At 74.1% G+C, this 16121-nt stretch carries 16 protein-coding genes; 11 read left to right on the top strand and 5 right to left on the bottom strand.

The genetic code is table 11. The features are described 5' to 3' along the window. The first annotated feature begins 57 nt into the window (after positions 1-57). Genes ACFV2S_RS15940 through ACFV2S_RS15910 form a run of 7 tightly spaced genes read left to right on the top strand, consistent with a single transcriptional unit; the run spans position 58 to position 6568 of the window. Positions 58-816, top strand: coding sequence for a CoA transferase subunit A (locus ACFV2S_RS15940; RefSeq protein ID WP_385558563.1), 759 nt, complete (start codon positions 58-60; stop codon positions 814-816). Continuing rightward, positions 813-1454: a CoA transferase subunit B gene (locus tag ACFV2S_RS15935; protein WP_383797542.1), complete on the top strand. Its 642-nt coding sequence runs from the start codon at positions 813-815 to the stop codon at positions 1452-1454. Before ACFV2S_RS15940 ends, ACFV2S_RS15935 begins: the two co-directional genes overlap by 4 nt. Continuing rightward, on the top strand, positions 1451-2203 hold the full coding sequence (gene pcaH / locus ACFV2S_RS15930; RefSeq protein WP_385558559.1) for a protocatechuate 3,4-dioxygenase subunit beta: 753 nt from the start codon (positions 1451-1453) through the stop codon (positions 2201-2203). Before ACFV2S_RS15935 ends, pcaH begins: the two co-directional genes overlap by 4 nt. Then, positions 2200-2775, top strand: coding sequence for a protocatechuate 3,4-dioxygenase subunit alpha (pcaG, locus tag ACFV2S_RS15925; protein ID WP_385558556.1), 576 nt, complete (start codon positions 2200-2202; stop codon positions 2773-2775). The genes pcaH and pcaG overlap by 4 nt, the downstream gene beginning before the upstream one ends. Continuing rightward, positions 2762-4168 (top strand): 3-carboxy-cis,cis-muconate cycloisomerase, encoded by a 1407-nt coding sequence (pcaB, locus tag ACFV2S_RS15920; RefSeq protein WP_385558553.1) that lies wholly within the window; start codon positions 2762-2764, stop codon positions 4166-4168. The genes pcaG and pcaB overlap by 14 nt, the downstream gene beginning before the upstream one ends. Continuing rightward, positions 4165-5358 (top strand): 3-oxoadipate enol-lactonase, encoded by a 1194-nt coding sequence (gene pcaD / locus ACFV2S_RS15915; protein WP_385558550.1) that lies wholly within the window; start codon positions 4165-4167, stop codon positions 5356-5358. The genes pcaB and pcaD overlap by 4 nt, the downstream gene beginning before the upstream one ends. Before the next feature lie 28 nt (positions 5359-5386). After that, on the top strand, positions 5387-6568 hold the full coding sequence (locus tag ACFV2S_RS15910) for a 4-hydroxybenzoate 3-monooxygenase (protein ID WP_385558547.1): 1182 nt from the start codon (positions 5387-5389) through the stop codon (positions 6566-6568). Positions 6569-6635: 67 nt separating this feature from the next. On the opposite strand, the gene ACFV2S_RS15905 is transcribed toward ACFV2S_RS15910, so the two are convergent. The 4 genes from ACFV2S_RS15905 to ACFV2S_RS15890 are packed head-to-tail and all read right to left on the bottom strand — an operon-like array spanning position 6636 to position 10450. Next, positions 6636-7091 carry a MaoC family dehydratase gene (locus tag ACFV2S_RS15905; RefSeq protein ID WP_385558544.1) on the bottom strand — a complete coding sequence of 152 codons (456 nt, stop codon included), beginning with the start codon at positions 7089-7091 and terminating at the stop codon, positions 6636-6638. 27 nt (positions 7092-7118) lie between these two features. Beyond that, positions 7119-8636, bottom strand: coding sequence for a long-chain fatty acid--CoA ligase (locus ACFV2S_RS15900; RefSeq protein ID WP_385558541.1), 1518 nt, complete (start codon positions 8634-8636; stop codon positions 7119-7121). Between the two features lie 9 nt (positions 8637-8645). Further along, positions 8646-9515, bottom strand: coding sequence for an amidohydrolase family protein (locus ACFV2S_RS15895; RefSeq protein WP_385558538.1), 870 nt, complete (start codon positions 9513-9515; stop codon positions 8646-8648). A 23-nt stretch (positions 9516-9538) separates the two neighbouring features. After that, a complete protein-coding gene (locus ACFV2S_RS15890) occupies positions 9539-10450 on the bottom strand; it encodes an SDR family NAD(P)-dependent oxidoreductase (protein WP_385558535.1) in 912 nt (303 codons plus the stop codon). A 155-nt stretch (positions 10451-10605) separates the two neighbouring features. Here ACFV2S_RS15890 and ACFV2S_RS15885 point away from each other — a divergent pair, with 155 nt between their 5' ends. The 4 genes from ACFV2S_RS15885 (at position 10606) to ACFV2S_RS15870 (ending at position 15708) form a co-directional block, all read left to right on the top strand. Then, entirely contained in the window at positions 10606-11463 is an 858-nt protein-coding gene (locus tag ACFV2S_RS15885; protein WP_385558532.1) for a PaaX family transcriptional regulator C-terminal domain-containing protein, read from the top strand. Positions 11464-11603: 140 nt separating this feature from the next. After that, a complete protein-coding gene (locus ACFV2S_RS15880) occupies positions 11604-12995 on the top strand; it encodes an NAD(P)/FAD-dependent oxidoreductase (protein WP_385558529.1) in 1392 nt (463 codons plus the stop codon). 84 nt (positions 12996-13079) lie between these two features. Continuing rightward, positions 13080-14345 carry an MFS transporter gene (locus tag ACFV2S_RS15875; RefSeq protein ID WP_385558526.1) on the top strand — a complete coding sequence of 422 codons (1266 nt, stop codon included), beginning with the start codon at positions 13080-13082 and terminating at the stop codon, positions 14343-14345. Positions 14346-14385: 40 nt separating this feature from the next. Further along, a complete protein-coding gene (locus ACFV2S_RS15870) occupies positions 14386-15708 on the top strand; it encodes a carboxylesterase/lipase family protein (protein ID WP_385558523.1) in 1323 nt (440 codons plus the stop codon). A 24-nt stretch (positions 15709-15732) separates the two neighbouring features. Here the strand turns inward: ACFV2S_RS15870 and ACFV2S_RS15865 are convergent, their stop codons facing one another. Continuing rightward, positions 15733-16086 carry a VOC family protein gene (locus ACFV2S_RS15865; RefSeq protein ID WP_383797535.1) on the bottom strand — a complete coding sequence of 118 codons (354 nt, stop codon included), beginning with the start codon at positions 16084-16086 and terminating at the stop codon, positions 15733-15735. Positions 16087-16121 lie beyond the last annotated feature (35 nt).

Raw genomic sequence — 16121 nt, 5'->3', positions numbered from 1 at the left:
CTGAAGTTCAGCAGGCGAACACCCGCAACGTCAATCCCGAGTGAAACGGCTCGTCACATGGACAAAGTGGTCGCCAGTGCCGCCGAAGCGGTGGCGGACATCGAGGACGGCGCCTCCCTCGCCGTCGGAGGCTTCGGGCTGAGCGGCGTACCGGACGTGCTCATCCGCGCCCTGCACGCCCACGGCCCGGGAGAGCTCTCCGTCGTCTCCAACAACTGCGGCGTCGACGGCGGAGGCCTGGGCGTCCTGCTCGCCGCCGGCCGGATCGCCCGCGTCACCGGCTCCTACATCGGCGACAACAAGGAGTTCGCCCGCCGCTACCTCGGCGGCGCGCTCGAACTGGAACTCACCCCCCAGGGCACCCTGGCCGAACGGCTCCGCGCCGGCGGCTGCGGCATCCCCGCCTTCTTCACCCCCGCCGGCGTCGGCACCCAGGCGGCCGACGGGGGACTGCCCTGGCGGTACGCGGAGGACGGCACCGTCCTCGTCGCCTCCCCGCCCAAGGAGACCCGCGTGTACGACGGACGCCCGTACGTCCTCGAACACGGCATCACCACCGACTTCGCGCTCGTCCGCGCGGCCCGCGGCGACCGCCACGGCAACCTCGTCTTCGCCCGGGCCGCCCGCAACTTCAACCCGCTCGCCGCCATGGCCGGCCGGATCACGATCGCCGAGGTGGAAGAGCTCGTCGAACCCGGCGCACTCGACCCCGACCAGGTCCACCTGCCGGGCGTCTTCGTCCAGCGGGTGCTGCCGCTCACTCCCGCACAGGCCGCCGACAAGGGCGTCGAACGAAGGACGGTACGGACCCGATGAGCTGGACCAGGGACGAGATGGCGGCCCGCGCCGCCCGCGAGCTGACGGACGGTTCGTACGTCAACCTCGGCATCGGGCTGCCCACCCGCGTACCGAACTTCCTCCCCGACGGCGTCGACGTCGTGCTCCACTCCGAGAACGGACTCCTCGGCGTCGGTCCCTACCCGTACGAGGACGAGGTCGACCCCGACCTGATCAACGCGGGCAAGGAGACCGTCACCGTCCTGCCCGGCGCCGCGTTCTTCGACTCCGCGCTCTCCTTCGGCATGATCCGCGGCGGCCACATCGACACCGCGATCCTCGGCGCCATGCAGGTCTCCGCCCGCGGCGACCTCGCCAACTGGATGATCCCGGGCCGCATGGTCAAGGGCATGGGCGGCGCCATGGACCTCGTCCACGGCGCCCGCCGGGTCGTCGTCCTGACGGAACACACCGCCAAGGACGGCACCCCCAAGATCGTCGAGGAGTGTTCCCTGCCCCTCACCGGCCGGGGCTGCGTCGACCGGATCATCACCGACCTCGGCGTCCTCGACGTCACCGAGGAGGGTCTCCGGCTCGTCGAGACGGCCCCCGGCGTCACCCCCGAGGACCTCGTCCGCCTGACGGCGGCTCCCGTGAAGGCGGAGACCACGGCATGATCCCGACGCAGCAGGACATCTCCCAGGAGATCGAAGCCCGGCGCGAGGAGTACCTCCGCGCCGGTGCGACCCGGCACCACCCCGCCCGGGACTACCCGCCCTACCGCAGCAGCGCGCTGCGCCACCCGCGGCGGCCCCCGCTCGCCGTCCGCGACCCCGAGGCCGTCGAACTCTCCGGACCGGTCTTCGGCGTCACCGACGTCACCGCGCTCGACGCCGACCTCACCCGCGGCGGTGCCGGCGAACCCCTCGGGGAGCGGATGACCGTCACGGGCCGGGTCCTCGACCGCGACGGCCGCCCGGTGCGCGGCCAGCTCGTCGAGGTCTGGCAGGCCAACGCCGCCGGACGCTACGCCCACGGGCTCGACCGGCATCCGGCCCCGCTCGACCCCCACTTCACCGGCGCCGGCCGCTGCCTGACGGACCAGGACGGCACGTACCGCTTCACCACGATCCGCCCCGGCGCCTACCCCTGGCGCAACCACACCAACGCCTGGCGCCCCGCGCACATCCACTTCTCCCTCTTCGGCAGCGCCTTCAGCCAGCGGCTCGTCACCCAGATGTACTTCCCCGGCGACCCGCTCTTCGCCTACGACCCCATCCTCCAGTCGGTCACCGACGACGCCGCCCGCGCCCGGCTCGTCGCCGCCTACGACCACGACCTCACCACCCCCGGACACGCCCTCGGCTACCGCTGGGACATCGTCCTCGACGGCCCCGCCGCGACCTGGATCGAGGAAGGCCGATGACCGGGCAGCCCACCCCCGCGCTCCCGACGCCCGCCCAGACCGTCGGCCCCTTCTACGGCTACGCGCTGCCCGTCCCCGGCGGCCCCGATCTCGCCCCCGCCGGCCACCCGGACACCCTCACCGTGCACGGCCACGTCTACGACGGAGCCGGCGCCCCCGTCCCCGACGCGCTCCTGGAGATCTGGCAGCCCGGCCCGGACGGAGACCGCGCCGGCGCCCCCGGCTCCCTCCGCAAGGACCCCGTCACCGGCGGCCACGCGGGCCGGGACGGCGTGACCTTCACCGGTTTCGGGCGGGTCGCCACCGACGCCGACGGAAGCTGGGCGATCCGCACCCTGCCGCCCGCCGGAGCGCCGTACCTCTCCGTCTGCGTCTTCGCCCGCGGCCTCCTGCACCACCTCTTCACCCGGATCTACCTGCCGGGCCCGGCCGCCGACGCCGACCCGCTCCTCGCCTCGCTCCCGGCGGACCGGCGCGGCACGCTGCTCGCGGCCGGGACCGGACCGCGCACCCTGCGCTTCGACGTCCGGCTCCAGGGCCCGGAGGAGACGGTGTTCCTTGACTTCCGCTGACCTCCCGCCGTCGCGGTACGGGGAGGAGGAACCGTACGACGTCGGACTCCTCGCCCCCGTCCGCGCCGGCACCGACATCGAGGCCGCCACCGGCGACCGCGCCTTCCTGCGGGCCATGCTCGACGCGGAGGCCGCCCTCACCCGGGCCCAGGCCGCCCTCGGCCACGCGCCCGCCCGCGCGGCCGCCGCCGTCACCGAGGCCGCGTCCCGCACCGAACGGTTCGACCCCCGCGCGCTCGCCCTCCGCGCCCGGAGCGGCGGCAACCCCGTCATTCCGCTCGTCGCCGAACTGACCGCCGCCGTACCGCCGGAGAGCGCTCCCTACGTCCACCGGGGCGCGACCAGCCAGGACATCATGGACACGGCCGCGATGCTCGTCGCGGCCCGCGCCCTGCCCCTCGTCACGGCCCCGCTGCACCGCGCGGCCGCCGCGCTCGGGCGGCTCGCCGCCGACCACCGCGACACCCCCATGGCCGGCCGCACCCTCACCCAGCACGCCGTCCCCACCACCTTCGGGCTCAGGGCCGCGGGCTGGCGCAGCCTCGTCCTCGACGCGGCCGACCGGCTCGCCGCGCTCACGCTCCCGGCCCAACTGGGCGGCGCGGCAGGCACCCTGGCCGCGTTCGAGCAGCTGGCGGGGGAGCCCGGCAGCGGGCCCGCCCTCGTCGAGACGTACGCGCGGGAACTGGGCCTCGCCGCGCCGGTCCTGCCCTGGCACGCGCTGCGCACCCCGGTCGCCGACCTCGGCACCGCGCTGGCCTTCACCACGGCGGCGCTCGGCAAACCGGCCGCCGACGTGCTGCTGCTCAGCCGCACCGAGACCGGAGAGCTCGCCGAGGGCGACGGCGGCGGGTCCTCCGCGATGCCCCACAAGCGCAACCCCGTCCACGCCACCCTCGTCGCCGCGGCGGCCCGTCAGGCTCCCGCGCTCGCCGGGGTCCTCCTCGGCGCGCTCACCGCCGAGGACGAACGCCCGGCCGGCGCCTGGCACGCCGAGTGGCAGGCCCTGCGCGAGCTCCTCCGCCTCGCCGGGGGCGCCGCGCACCACCTGGCCGCGCTCGCCGAGGACCTCGTGGTCCTCCCCGGCCGGATGCGGGAGAACCTGGACCTGACCCGGGGCCTGGTGGCGAGCGAACGCCTCGCCGCGGAGCTCACCGGCCACCTCGGCCGGGCCACCGCCCGGCGGCTCCTGGACGAGGCCGCCCGACGGGCCACGCCGGAGCGCCGGGACCTGGCGGACGTCCTGTCCGAGGCCCCCGAACTCACCGGCCTGGTCACCCCGGAGCACCTCAGGACCCTCACCGACCCGACCACCGCGACGGGCGCCGCCCCCCGGCTCGTCGACCGCGCACTGCGCCGAACCTCCCGCGCCGACCCGGAAGGCCCCGCATGACCCCCGACCCGCACCCGGCCGCAGCACAGCACCGGACCGGCCTCCACCACCGCGTCGACGGTCCCGCCGACGCGCCCGTCCTCCTCCTCGGGCCCTCCCTCGGCACCTCGCTCGCCGTCTGGGACGCGCAGACCGCCGCGCTCGCCCGGCATTACCGGGTGGTCCGCTGGGACCTGCCCGGACACGGCGGCACCCCGGCCGGCGCACTGCCCGACACCAGCCCCGGGGCCACCACCGTCGCCGACCTCGCCGACCTCGTCCTCGCGCTCGCCGACCGCCTCGGCGCCGAGCGCTTCGGATACGCCGGCATCTCCCTCGGCGGCGCCGTCGGCGCCCACCTCGCCGTCCACCACCCCGAGCGGATCACCGGACTCGCCCTCGTCTGCTCCTCGGCCCGCTTCGGCGCGCCCGAGGCCTGGCACGAGCGGGCCGCGCTCGTCCGCGCCCGGGGCACCGCGCCCCTGACCGGGGCGGCGGCAGCGCGCTGGTTCACCCCGGGCTTCGCCTCCACCCGTACCGCCGGCCGGCTCCTCGCCGACCTGCGCGCCGCCGACCCCGACGGCTACGCGGCCTGCTGCGACGCCCTCGCCGCCCACGACCTGCGCGACACCCTCGGGAGGATCACCGCCCCGACCCTGGTCGTCGCCGGCCGAGCCGACCCGGCCACACCGCCCGCCCATTCCCGGGAGCTCGCCGACGCCATCCCCGACGCGGGCCTCCTGGAGCTCGCCGGGGCCGCCCACCTCGCCCCCGCCGAACGCCCGCAGGCCGTCCTCACCGCGCTCCTCGGCCACTTCGGCGCCGCCGCCGACGACGGCAGCCGGCACGCCCGGGGCACGGCCGTCCGCCGCGCGGTCCTCGGCGACGCGCACGTCGACCGGGCCGTCGCCCGGACCACCGCCCTCACCGCCGACTTCCAGGACTACATCACCCGCTGCGCCTGGGGCGAGATCTGGACCCGCCCCGGACTCGACCGCCGCACCCGCAGCTGCATCACCCTCACCGCCCTGGTCGCCCACGGCCACCTGGAGGAGCTCGCCCTGCACGTCCGGGCCGCGCTGCGCAACGGACTCACCCCCGAGGACATCGGAGAGGTCCTGCTCCACTCCGCCGTCTACTGCGGCGTCCCCGCCGCCAACGCCGCCTTCGCCACGGCCCAGCGCGTCCTCGCCGAGGACGCGACCACCTGACCCCCTCCGACGTCCCCTGGAGTCACCCATGCCCCGCACCACCACCGTCGGCATCATCGGAGCCGGTCCCGCCGGACTCCTCCTCTCCCACCTGCTCCACCGGCAGGGCATCGACAGCGTCGTCCTCGAACGGCGCGACCGGGCGTACGTCGAGCGCCGCCAGCGCGCCGGCATCCTCGAACAGGACACCGTCGACGTGCTGCGCGCCTCCGGCGCCGGTGACCGGATGGACCGCCAGGGCCTGGAGCACCACGGCATCGAGCTCCGCTTCGACCGCCGCTCCCACCGCATCGACTTCCCGTCCCTGACCGGCGGCCGCTCCGTCATGGTCTACGCCCAGACCGAGGTCGTGAAGGACCTCATCGCCCTGCGCCTCGACGCCGGCGGAACCGTCCTCTTCGAGACGGAGGCGCTCTCCGTCGACGGCGCCGACACCGACCGGCCCACCGTCCGCTACCGCCACGGGGGCGCGGAGGAGACCCTGGAGTGCGCGTACGTCGTCGCCTGCGACGGCTTCCACGGCATCGGCCGCCGGTCCCTCCCCGAGGACCTGCTCACCGTGGTCGAGCGCACCTACCCCTTCTCCTGGCTCGGCATCCTCGCCGACGTACCGCCCTCGTGCGACGAGCTCATCTACGCCCACCACGAGCGCGGCTTCGCCCTGCACAGCATGCGCTCGCCGCGGGTCAGCCGCCTCTACCTCCAGGTGGACCCGGACGACACCGTCGAGAACTGGTCCGACGAGCGGATCTGGGACGAGCTGGACACCCGCTTCGCCGTCGACGGCGACTGGACCCTGCGGCGCGGCCCGATCACCGAGAAGAGCATCACGCCGATGCGCAGCTTCGTCGCCGAACCCCTGCGTCACGGACGCCTGTTCCTGGCCGGCGACGCCGCCCACATCGTGCCGCCCACCGGCGCCAAGGGCCTCAACCTCGCCGTCGCCGACGTCACCCTGCTCGCCCGGGCCCTCACCCTGCACCACACGCGCGGCGACGAGACGGCGATCGACGCGTACTCGGAGACCGCGCTGCGCCGGATCTGGCGGGCCGAGCACTTCTCGTACACGATGACCACCCTGCTCCACGCCGATCCCGCCGAGTCCGGCTTCGACCGTGCCCTCCGCCTGTCGCACCTGCGCTACCTGGCGGGCTCGGAGGCCGCCTCGGCCTCCCTCGCCGAGAACTACGTGGGTTGCGCCACCGGCTGACGGGCCGTCGACAGACGGAGGGGGCGGCTGCGTGAAGCAGCCGCCCCCTTGGCGGGTGTGCGGGCGGTCAGGCGAAGAAGCGGTACACCGCCTGCGCGACGCACGCCGGCTTCGCGACGCCGTCGATCTCCACGGTCAGGTCCACGACGACCTCGACTCCGCCCGTGACGTCCTCCACGGACACCACGCGGCCGTGCGTGCGGATCTTCGAGCCGACGCGCACGGGGGAGGGGAAACGCACCTTGTTCAGGCCGTAGTTGACCGCCATCGACACGCCCTCGACCTGAAGCAGCTCGCTCCACATCGGGATGAGCAGGGAGAGCGTCAGATAGCCGTGGGCGATGGTGCCGCCGAAGGGACCGGCGGCGGCGCGCTCGGCGTCCACGTGGATCCACTGGTGGTCGCCGGTGGCGTCGGCGAAGGTGTCGACGCGGGCCTGGGCGATCTCGACCCAGGAGCTGTGGCCGAGGTCGGCGCCGGCCTGGGCCTTGATCTCGTCGATGCCGTGGACGGTGAGGGACATGGTGGTTCTCCTTGGTGGAACGGGATGTCAGGTGTCGGCGCCGTAGCGGGCCCGGATCGGGGCCTTGAGCAGTTTTCCGGCGGCGTTGCGGGGGAGTTCGGGAGCGAGGACGACGCTGCGCGGGATCTTGTAGCGGGCGAGCCGCCCCTCCAGATGGGCGATCAGCTCCGCCCCGGTGACGACGGCCCCCGCGCGTAGGACGACGACGGCGCGGCCCACCTCGCCCCAGCGGGCGTCGGGCACTCCGATGACGGCCGCCTCGGCGACACCGGGGTGCCCGAGCAGGGCGTCCTCGACCTCGGCGGGGTAGATGTTCTCGCCGCCCGAGATGATCATGTCCTTGAGGCGGTCGACGAGCCGCACGTAGCCGTCCTCGTCGACGACGGCCACGTCGCCCGACCGGAAGTGCCCGTCGCGGAAGGCCGCGGCGGTCGCCTCCGGGAGGTTCCAGTAGCCCGGGGTGACGTTAGGCCCCGCGACGGTGACCTCGCCCTTCTCGCCGGGCGCCGCCTCCTCGCCGGACGGCAGCAGCACCCGTACGTCGGTGAAGAAGTGCGGGACGCCCGCCGAGCCGGCCCGGGTCGTCGAGTCCGCCCGGCCCAGGACGAGGGCGCCCGGTGCGGTCTCCGTCATGCCGTACCCCTGCACGAAGGCGAGGCCCCGGTCGAGATAGGCGCGCGCGGTCCGGTCCGGCACCGGGGCCCCGCCGCACAGCAGGCTCCGCAGACCTGTCAGGTCCGCCTCCGCCCAGCCGGGGGCCGCCGCCATCGCGTCGTACATCGTGGGCACGCCGAACATGCCGGTCACGCGGTGCCGTTCGATCAGCCGCAGGGTGCGGTCCGGGTCGAAGGAGGACTCCAGGAGGACCGTGCCGCCCTTCAGGAGGGTCGGCAGGCAGCTCATGTTGAGGGCCGCGGTGTGGAAGAGCGGCGCGGCGACCAGGGTCACGTCGTCACCGGCGAGGTCGGTGTCCACGAGGACGTTGAGGCTGTTCCAGACGATGTTGCCGTGGGTGAGGACGGCGCCCTTGGAACGGCCGGTGGTGCCCGAGGTGTACATGATGATGCAGACGTCCTCGTGCCCCACCTCCTCGTCGACCGGCTCCGAGGGGGCGGCCGCGAGCAGTTCCTCGTACGCGGCCCCCGGCCCGCCGCGCACGGCGAGCAGCGTGGTGAGGGAGGACCCTTCCGCCAGCTCCGACACCCGCGCGTCCGGCTGTCCGGCGTGCACCAGGACGCCGCTGCCCGAGTCGGTCAGCTGGTGCAGCAGCTCCGGCACGGCGAGGCGGGTGTTGAGCGGGACGAACACCGCGCCGAGGAGCCCGGCCGCGAAGAGCGTCTCCAGGTACGCGGGGTGATTGGGGCCGAGATACGCCACCCGGTCCCCGCGCCCGACCCCGGCGTCCCGCAGGACGTGGGCCAACCGGGTGCAGCGGTCGTGGAGTCCGGCGTAGTCGATCGCACGGCCCTCGTGCAGGAGGGCGGTGCGCCGGGGCGACCTGCGGTCGCGGCGGGCGGGCCAGGAGCCGATGCCCTGGTTGCGCATGGGAACCCCTCAGCGTCCGGTGAGACCGAGCAGCGCGGCCGCGTTCTCCTTGAGGATCTTCGGACGGACCTCGTCCTTGATCGGGAGCTCCGCGAAGTCGGCCAGCCAGCGGTCCGGGGCGAGCAGCGGGAAGTCGGAGCCGAACAGCACCTTGTCCTTCAGGAGGCTGTTGGCGTACCGGACCAGCTGCGGCGGGAAGTACTTCGGCGACCAGCCCGACAGGTCGATGTACACCTGGGGCTTGTGCGTGGCCACCGCGAGCGCCTCGTCCTGCCAGGGGAAGGACGGGTGGGCGAGGACGATCCGCATGCCGGGGAAGTCCGCGGCGACGTCGTCCACGTCCATCGGGTTCGAGTACTTCAGGCGGATGCCCCCGCCGCCGGGAGCGCCCGCTCCGATGCCGGTCTGCCCGGTGTGGAAGACCGCGATCGCGCCGGCCTCCTCGATCGCCTCGTACAGCGGGTACGCCATCCGGTCGTTCGGGTGGAAGGCCTGGATGTTCGGGTGGAACTTGAAGCCCCTGACCCCGAACTCCGCTGCGAGTCGACGGATCTGACGGACCGCCGCCTTTCCCTTGTACGGATCCACGCCGGCGAACGGGATGATCACGTCCGGGTCGCGCAGGGCGGCCTCGGCGATCTCCTCGTTCGGTACCGGCGGGGTGCCGGTCGCCGACTCCGCGTCCACCGTGAACACCACACAGGCCATCTGCCGCTCGCGGTAGTACGTGGCGATCTCCGGCAGCGTGGGATGCCGGTGCTCCGCCTTGAAGTAGGCGCCCGCGGCGGCGTCGAGCTCGGCGGAGAGCGACGCCCCGCCCTTCACGGACACCTCGGCGTGGGCGTGCATGTCGAGGGCGACGAGCGCGTCCACGTCCATCGCGCGCACCGGACCGTCGCCGCTCACAGCTGCGGCGCCGGGATGCCGAAGGTCTCGGGGGTGCGTCCGACGGTCACCGGCCAGGCGGCCGCGATCGCCTCGGCGCTCCAGCCCCCGTCGGCGAAAGCCACCGAAACCTCCTGCGGGTGCGACCACAGGGAGAGCCTGTCCCCGCCGATGCCGACACACTGGCCGGTCACCCCGGCGGAGGCGTCGGAGGCGAGGAAGGTCACCAGGCCGGCGACGTCCTCGGGCGTGCCGAAGCCCTCGCCCTTGCGCAGGCTGTCGGGGAACGCGACGCCCTCCCGCTCCAGTGCCTCGACGTGCGGGGCGAATGCGGGGATCGTCCTGGTCATGGCGGTCGCGGCGACCGGGATGACGGCGTTCGCGGTGATGCCCGCCCTCGCCAGCTCCATGCCCCAGGTCCGCACCATGGCGGCGATCCCGGCCTTGGCAGCGGCGTAGTTGGTCTGCCCGAAGTTGCCGCGCTGTCCGGCGGGGGAGCCGGCGACGACGATCCGGCCGCCCTCGCCCTGGACGCGCATCCGCTCGACGGCGGCGCGGACGCAGGTGAAGGTGCCGCGCAGGTGCACCTCGACGACGGTGTCGAAGTCCTCGTCCGTCATCTTCCACAGCACCCGGTCCCGCAGGACGCCGGCGTTGGTGACCATGACGTCGAGGCGGCCGTACGTGTCGACGGCGCGGGCGACGAGCGCCTCGGCGGCCTCGGCGCTTCCGACCGGCACGACCTCGGCGACGGCCCGTCCGCCGTCGGCGGTGATCAGGCGCACGGCCTGCGCGGCCGCGTCGGCGTCCAGGTCGTTGATCACCACGGCGGCGCCCGCGGCGGCGAGCGAGCGGGCGTAGGCGAGACCGAGTCCGCGGCCGCTGCCGGTGACGACGGCGACCTTTCCGGAGAGATCCACTGGAGTCATGAACGGGGGTCCTTTCCCGTGAACACGGTGCGGGGCGCGGGAGATCGCGACCGTTCACGCACCGTCGAGCGATCAAGTTAGGCATTCTTCTGTCGGCCGTCAATGAATTGCCGAATATCCGAGGGGAGTGCCGGAACTCGCCCTACGCTGTCCCCGTGACGCAGCCCGCCCCGACCGCCGAGACCGGACCCCCCGCCGAACCCGGCTCTCCGCCCCGCCCCCAGTCCCTGATGCTGACCTTCTTCGGCATCCACGTCCTCGGCACGGGGGCCGCCCTGTCCTCGGCGAGCGTGATCGACGCCTTCGCCCGGGTGGACGTCGGCGAGGACGCCGTCCGCTCGACGCTGACCCGCATGGTCGGCCGCGGACTGCTCGAACGGCACCGGCGCGGGCGCAGGATGTACTTCTCGCTCACTCCCCGCGCCGCGGAGGTTCTCGCCGACGGCGCGGAGCGGATCCACCGCACCGGCGCCGTCAACCGCGCCTGGGACGGCACCTGGACCCTGGTCGGCTTCTCGCTGCCCGAGTCCTGGCGCCGGGAGCGGCACGACCTGCGCTCGCGGCTCGTCTGGGCGGGCTTCGGCCCCCTGCAGAGCGGACTCTGGGTGGCCCCCGGCCGGGTGGACGTCGCCCCCATGGCGGCCGAGCTCGGGCTCGGGGACCGTATCAGGGTCTTCCACGGCGAGGCCGCCGCGCCCACCGAGGCCGGCCCCCTGCTCCGTACCGCCTTCGACGTCGACGCGATCGCCGGGGGCTACCGCGCCTTCCTGGCCCGCTGGGGCGCAGGCGTCACCCCCGGGGAGGCGCGCGACGACCTGGGCCGGCTGCTCCTGCTCCACACCGACTGGCTCGACCTGGTCCGCCGCGACCCGTACCTGCCCGCCGAGCACCTGCCCGCCGACTGGCCCGCCGAGGCCGCCGAGACGCTCTTCCGCGAGCTCTCCGCGCGGTACGAGCCGGGGGCACGGCGGATCGCGGACGAGATCCTCGACCGCTGGGAGCCGGAGGCGTAGGCCGCCCGCGACGGTGCGGGAGGTGCGGTGGGCGTCCTTACGTCAACACCATTGACCTTGTTCCGCGCCGCGGAGTCTCATGGGCGGCACTTCGGAGACTCCCCGCGCCCGGGCCTCTCCGCGACCCCGAAGGAACTCCCATGGACCACCTCAGCTCGCTCCGGGACGTCGACCACACCCCGTTCTGGCTCGACGACCCCCGCCGGCCGCGGCCCGCCCCCGCCCTCGTCGGCGGCACCACCTGCGACCTCCTCGTGGTCGGCGGCGGCTACACCGGCCTGTGGACCGCCCTCCTCGCCAAGGAACGCGACCCCTCCGCCGACGTCGTGCTCGTCGAGGCCGACACGTGCGGCGGCGCCGCCTCCGGCCGCAACGGCGGATTCTGCGAGGCCAGCCTCACCCACGGCCTCGCGAACGGCATCCAGCGCTGGCCCGGGGAGATCGGCCGCCTCGAACGCCTCGGCCGCGAGAACCTCCAGGCCATCGAGGACGCCGTCGAGCGGTACGGCATCGACTGTGACTGGGAGCGCACCGGCTCCCTCGTCGTCGCCACCGAGCCCTACCAGCTCGACGGCCTCGCCGAGGAGGCCGAGGCCGTGGCCCACCACGGAGGCAGGCCGCTCCTCCTCGACGCCGACGCCGTCCGGGCCGAGATCGACTCCCCGACGTTCCTCGGCGGCCTCTGGATCCGCGACGACGTCGCCATGGTCAACCCGGCCCGCCTCGCCTGGGGCCTCCGTCAGGCCTGCCTCGACCTGGGCGTCCGCATCCACGAACACACCCCCGCGACCTCGCTCGACGAACACGGCGCCGTCGTCGCCGTCGGCACGCCCTACGGCCGGATCACCGCCCGCCGCGTCGCCCTCGCCACCAACGCCCACCCGTCCCTGCTCCGCCGCCACCGCCCGTACACCGTCCCCGTGTACGACTACGCGCTGATGACCGAGCCGCTCACCGAGGAGCAGCTCGCCTCGGTCGGCTGGACGCGCCGCCAGGGCTTCGCGGACTGCGCGAACCAGTTCCACTACGTCCGGCTCTCCGCCGACGACCGCATCCTCTGGGGCGGTTACGACGCCGTCCACCACGGCGGCCCGGTCAGTGCCGACCACGACCGCAGGCCCGAGACGTACGCGACGCTCGCGGAACATTTCTTCACGACGTTCCCGCAGCTGGAAGAGGTCCGCTTCACTCACGCCTGGGGCGGAGCCATTGACACGAGTACCCGCTTCTGCGTTTTCTTTGACACGAGTCACCACGGCAAGGTCGCCTACGCCGCCGGGTTCACCGGCCTCGGCGTCGGCGCCACGCGCTTCGGCGCCGACGTGATGCTCGACCTCCTCGCGGGCGAGCACACCGAACGCACCGAGCTGGAGCTCGTCCGCCGCAAGCCGCTGCCCTTCCCGCCCGAGCCCGTCCGCTCGATCGGCATCAACATCACCAAGTGGTCCATGGCACGCGCCGACCTGAACGAGGGCCGCCGCAACCTCTGGCTGCGCACCCTCGACCGCTTCGGCCTCGGCTTCGACAGCTGAGCCGCGCCTCACGCGCCACCCTTCCCGCACCCGCACGACCCGCCGCACCAACCGCCTTCCGGGCCGCGGCCGAGGAGACCCGACATGAACTCATCCGAAGTACGGCCGGCCGGCCCGGCGGAGTCGGACCCGCAGGCTCCCGGCCCGGCCGCCGGCCGTGGCGCCCTGCTGCGCCTGATGCCCATGCTCACCCTGGCGAACGCCGCGATGTTCATGGTCTACATGGGTGTCGGAGGGGTCCTCCTGCCGCTCCAGGTCGAACTGATCGACCCGACGGACAAGGTGGCGAACTTCGGTCTCGTCGCCGGCGTCTCCGCGATCTTCGCCACCCTCTTCAACCCGCTGGCCGGACTCCTCTCCGACCGCTCGGGACGGCGCAACCCCTGGATCCTGGGCGGCGGTCTCGCCGCCCTCGGGGCGCTGGCGCTCCTCGGCGCGGCCCGGACGGTCCTCCTCGTCACCATCGGCTGGTGCCTCGTCCAGGCGATGATGAACATCTACCAGGCCGCCCTCACCGCCGTCGTCCCCGACCGCGTCCCCGCCGAACGCCGGGGCCTGGCCTCGGCGATGGTCGGTATCGGTACCCCCATCGGCTCCGCCCTCGGCATCTCCACCGCCGCCCTGTTCGTCCCCACCGACATGACCCTCGGCTACCTCGTGTTCGGCGCGGTGATCGCCGGCACGGCCGCGCTCTTCACCGCCGCCGTCCGCGAGCGCAAGCGACCGGCGGGTGAACCGGTGCCGCTGCGGCAGCAGTTGGCGGCCTTCGCGGACACCCTGAAGTCGGCGGACTTCCGCTGGGTCTTCATCGGCCGCTTCCTGATGATGCTCGGTTTCTTCTCCGTCTCCCTCTTCCAGATGTACATCCTCCAGGACCACATCGCCCTCCCCGAGGGACTCGACGCCACCGAGGCCGTCGCCTTCATCGCCCCCGTCGACGCAGGTGTCACCCTCCTCGCCACCGTCCTCGGCGGACTGCTCTCCGACCGCATCGGGCGCCGCAAGCCGCTGGTCGGCATCTCCTGCGCCCTCTCCGGCCTCGCGATGCTCGTCCCGGTCGTCAAGCCGGACTGGACCGGGATGCTCGTCTTCACCGTCGTCGCGGGCCTCGCCTTCGGCTGCTACATGGCCGTGGACACCGCACTCGTCACCCTGGTGCTGCCCAGCGCCGACGACGCCGCCCGCGACATGGGCGTCCTCAACATCGCCAACGCCGGCCCGCAGATCCTCGCCCCGTTCCTGGCCTCGCTGCTCGTCGGCGTGATCGGTTACGACGGCCTCTACATCACGGCGGCCCTGATCACACTGGTCGGCGCGGCGGCGGTCGTCCCCGTCAAGTCGGTCCGCTGACCCCCGTCCCCTCACTCCCTCCCCGACCACAGGAGCCCCCATGACCGAGCCCCTCGTCACCACCGCCCGAGGACCCGTGCGCGGCGAGCGCCGTGCGGACGGCAGCCTGCGTTTCCTGGGCATCCCGTACGCGCAGCCGCCGGTGGGGGATCTGCGGTTCGCCGCTCCCGTGCCGCCGGAGGCGTGGCCGGATCCGCTGGACGCGACGGCGTACGGGCCGACGGCCCAGCGCCGGCCGTTCGCGGAGGTCACGACGATCCCCGAGCCGTCGATCCCGGGCGCCGGGGTGCTGAACCTGAACGTGTTCACCCCGGACACCGCTCCGGGCGCCGGTCTGCCGGTCCTCGTGTGGATCCACGGCGGCGGGTACGTGGCGGGGTCGGCGGCGAGCCCGTGGTACGACGGGGCCGCGTTCAACCGGGACGGGGTCGTCCTGGTCTCGGTCGGCTACCGCCTGGGGATCGAGGGGTTCCTGCATGTGGAGGGCGCCCCGGACAACCGCGGTGTACGGGACTGGATCGCCGCCCTGGAGTGGGTGCGGGACAACATCGCGGCCTTCGGCGGCGATCCGGCGAAGGTCACGATCGCGGGCCAGTCGGCGGGCGGCGGCGCCGTGCAGACGCTGCTGGCGGTGCCGTCGGCGAGGGGACTCTTCCGGGGCGCGCTCTCGGTCTCCGGCGCCGTCCTGCGGCCCGACGGGCCCGAGGTCGCCCGCGCCGCGGCCCGCCTCCTCACCTCCCGCACCGGCGTCCCGGCCACCGTCGACGCGCTGCGCGACCTCACCGACGACGAACTCCTCGACCTCCAGGACCGCATGGCCGCACCGGGACCCGACCGCGAGGGCCTGCCGCCGATGCTGGCCCTCGCCCCCTTCGCCGACGGCGAGCTCATCCCCGCACCGGTGCACGAGGCCCTCCTCGACGGCGAGGCGGGCGCCGACCTCCCGCTGATGCTCGGCTTCACCGCCCACGAGTTCCACGGGGTCGACCCCCGTGAGCTCGGAGCGGCCCTCACCGAGGCCATGTTCGCGGCGCCCGCCACGGAGATCGCCGGGGCCCGTGCCCGGGCCGGCCGCCCGACCTGGCTCTACCGATTCGACTGGGAGGCCACCGCCCCCGGCCACGAAGGCCTGGCCCACCACTGCGTGGACCTGCCCTTCGCCTTCGACCTGCTCGACGCCCCCGGCGTGTCCGAGGCCCTCGGCGCCCAGCCGCCCCAGGCCCTCGCCGATGCCGTGCACACCGCCTGGGTACGGTTCGCGCGCGACCTCGACCCGGGCCCCTCCTGGCCGAGGCACACCTCCGAGACGTATGCGACGCGCATCTGGTCCGCCGAGCCGACCGTCGTCCACGGCGGACCCTGACCCGGCGGGGCGGGCGTCCCGCGGTCAGGCGGGCTGCCACAGCTCGACGCGGTTGCCCTCGGGGTCGGTGACCCAGCCGAACCGGCCGACGCCCTCCATGTCCTGCGTCTCCCCGTCCACGTCCGCCCCCGCGGCGCGCAGTTGCGCCAGCATGGCGTCCAGGTCGTCGACCCGGAAGTTCAGCATCGTCCGCTGGTCCCGGGACCCGAAGTAGTCCGTCCCGGACTCGAACGTCGCGAACACCGTCGGCCCCGCGCCCTGCTGCCACAGGCCGTGCTCGTCGGCGTCGAGACCCAGGCGGTCGCGGTACCACGCGCCCAGCGCCGCCGGGTCGGAGGCCCGCAGGAAGTACCCACCGATTCCACGCACACGTTCCATGGCGCCATCCTGCCAGGACCCCCTCGGCGCCGGTG

This window comes from Streptomyces sp. NPDC059695 (assembly GCF_042733785.1).
Classification (GTDB): Bacteria; Actinomycetota; Actinomycetes; order Streptomycetales; family Streptomycetaceae; genus Streptomyces.
The sequence above is the reverse complement of the archived record's forward strand: the minus strand, read 5'-3'. Positions and strand labels throughout refer to the sequence as shown.

Bases quoted from the DNA above. Each gene is read 5' to 3' on its own strand.
- ACFV2S_RS15940 (WP_385558563.1), top strand. From the start codon at position 58: ATGGACAAAGTGGTCGCCAGTGCCGCCGAAGCGGTGGCGGACATCGAG.
- ACFV2S_RS15900 (WP_385558541.1), bottom strand. From the start codon at position 8,636: ATGCGCAACCAGGGCATCGGCTCCTGGCCCGCCCGCCGCGACCGCAGG.
- ACFV2S_RS15935 (WP_383797542.1), top strand. From the start codon at position 813: ATGAGCTGGACCAGGGACGAGATGGCGGCCCGCGCCGCCCGCGAGCTG.
- ACFV2S_RS15870 (WP_385558523.1), top strand. From the start codon at position 14,386: ATGACCGAGCCCCTCGTCACCACCGCCCGAGGACCCGTGCGCGGCGAG.
- ACFV2S_RS15910 (WP_385558547.1), top strand. From the start codon at position 5,387: ATGCCCCGCACCACCACCGTCGGCATCATCGGAGCCGGTCCCGCCGGA.
- pcaH (WP_385558559.1), top strand. From the start codon at position 1,451: ATGATCCCGACGCAGCAGGACATCTCCCAGGAGATCGAAGCCCGGCGC.
- ACFV2S_RS15895 (WP_385558538.1), bottom strand. From the start codon at position 9,515: ATGGACGTGGACGCGCTCGTCGCCCTCGACATGCACGCCCACGCCGAG.
- ACFV2S_RS15880 (WP_385558529.1), top strand. From the start codon at position 11,604: ATGGACCACCTCAGCTCGCTCCGGGACGTCGACCACACCCCGTTCTGG.
- ACFV2S_RS15890 (WP_385558535.1), bottom strand. From the start codon at position 10,450: ATGACTCCAGTGGATCTCTCCGGAAAGGTCGCCGTCGTCACCGGCAGC.
- pcaG (WP_385558556.1), top strand. From the start codon at position 2,200: ATGACCGGGCAGCCCACCCCCGCGCTCCCGACGCCCGCCCAGACCGTC.
- ACFV2S_RS15905 (WP_385558544.1), bottom strand. From the start codon at position 7,091: ATGTCCCTCACCGTCCACGGCATCGACGAGATCAAGGCCCAGGCCGGC.
- ACFV2S_RS15865 (WP_383797535.1), bottom strand. From the start codon at position 16,086: ATGGAACGTGTGCGTGGAATCGGTGGGTACTTCCTGCGGGCCTCCGAC.
- ACFV2S_RS15875 (WP_385558526.1), top strand. From the start codon at position 13,080: ATGAACTCATCCGAAGTACGGCCGGCCGGCCCGGCGGAGTCGGACCCG.
- pcaD (WP_385558550.1), top strand. From the start codon at position 4,165: ATGACCCCCGACCCGCACCCGGCCGCAGCACAGCACCGGACCGGCCTC.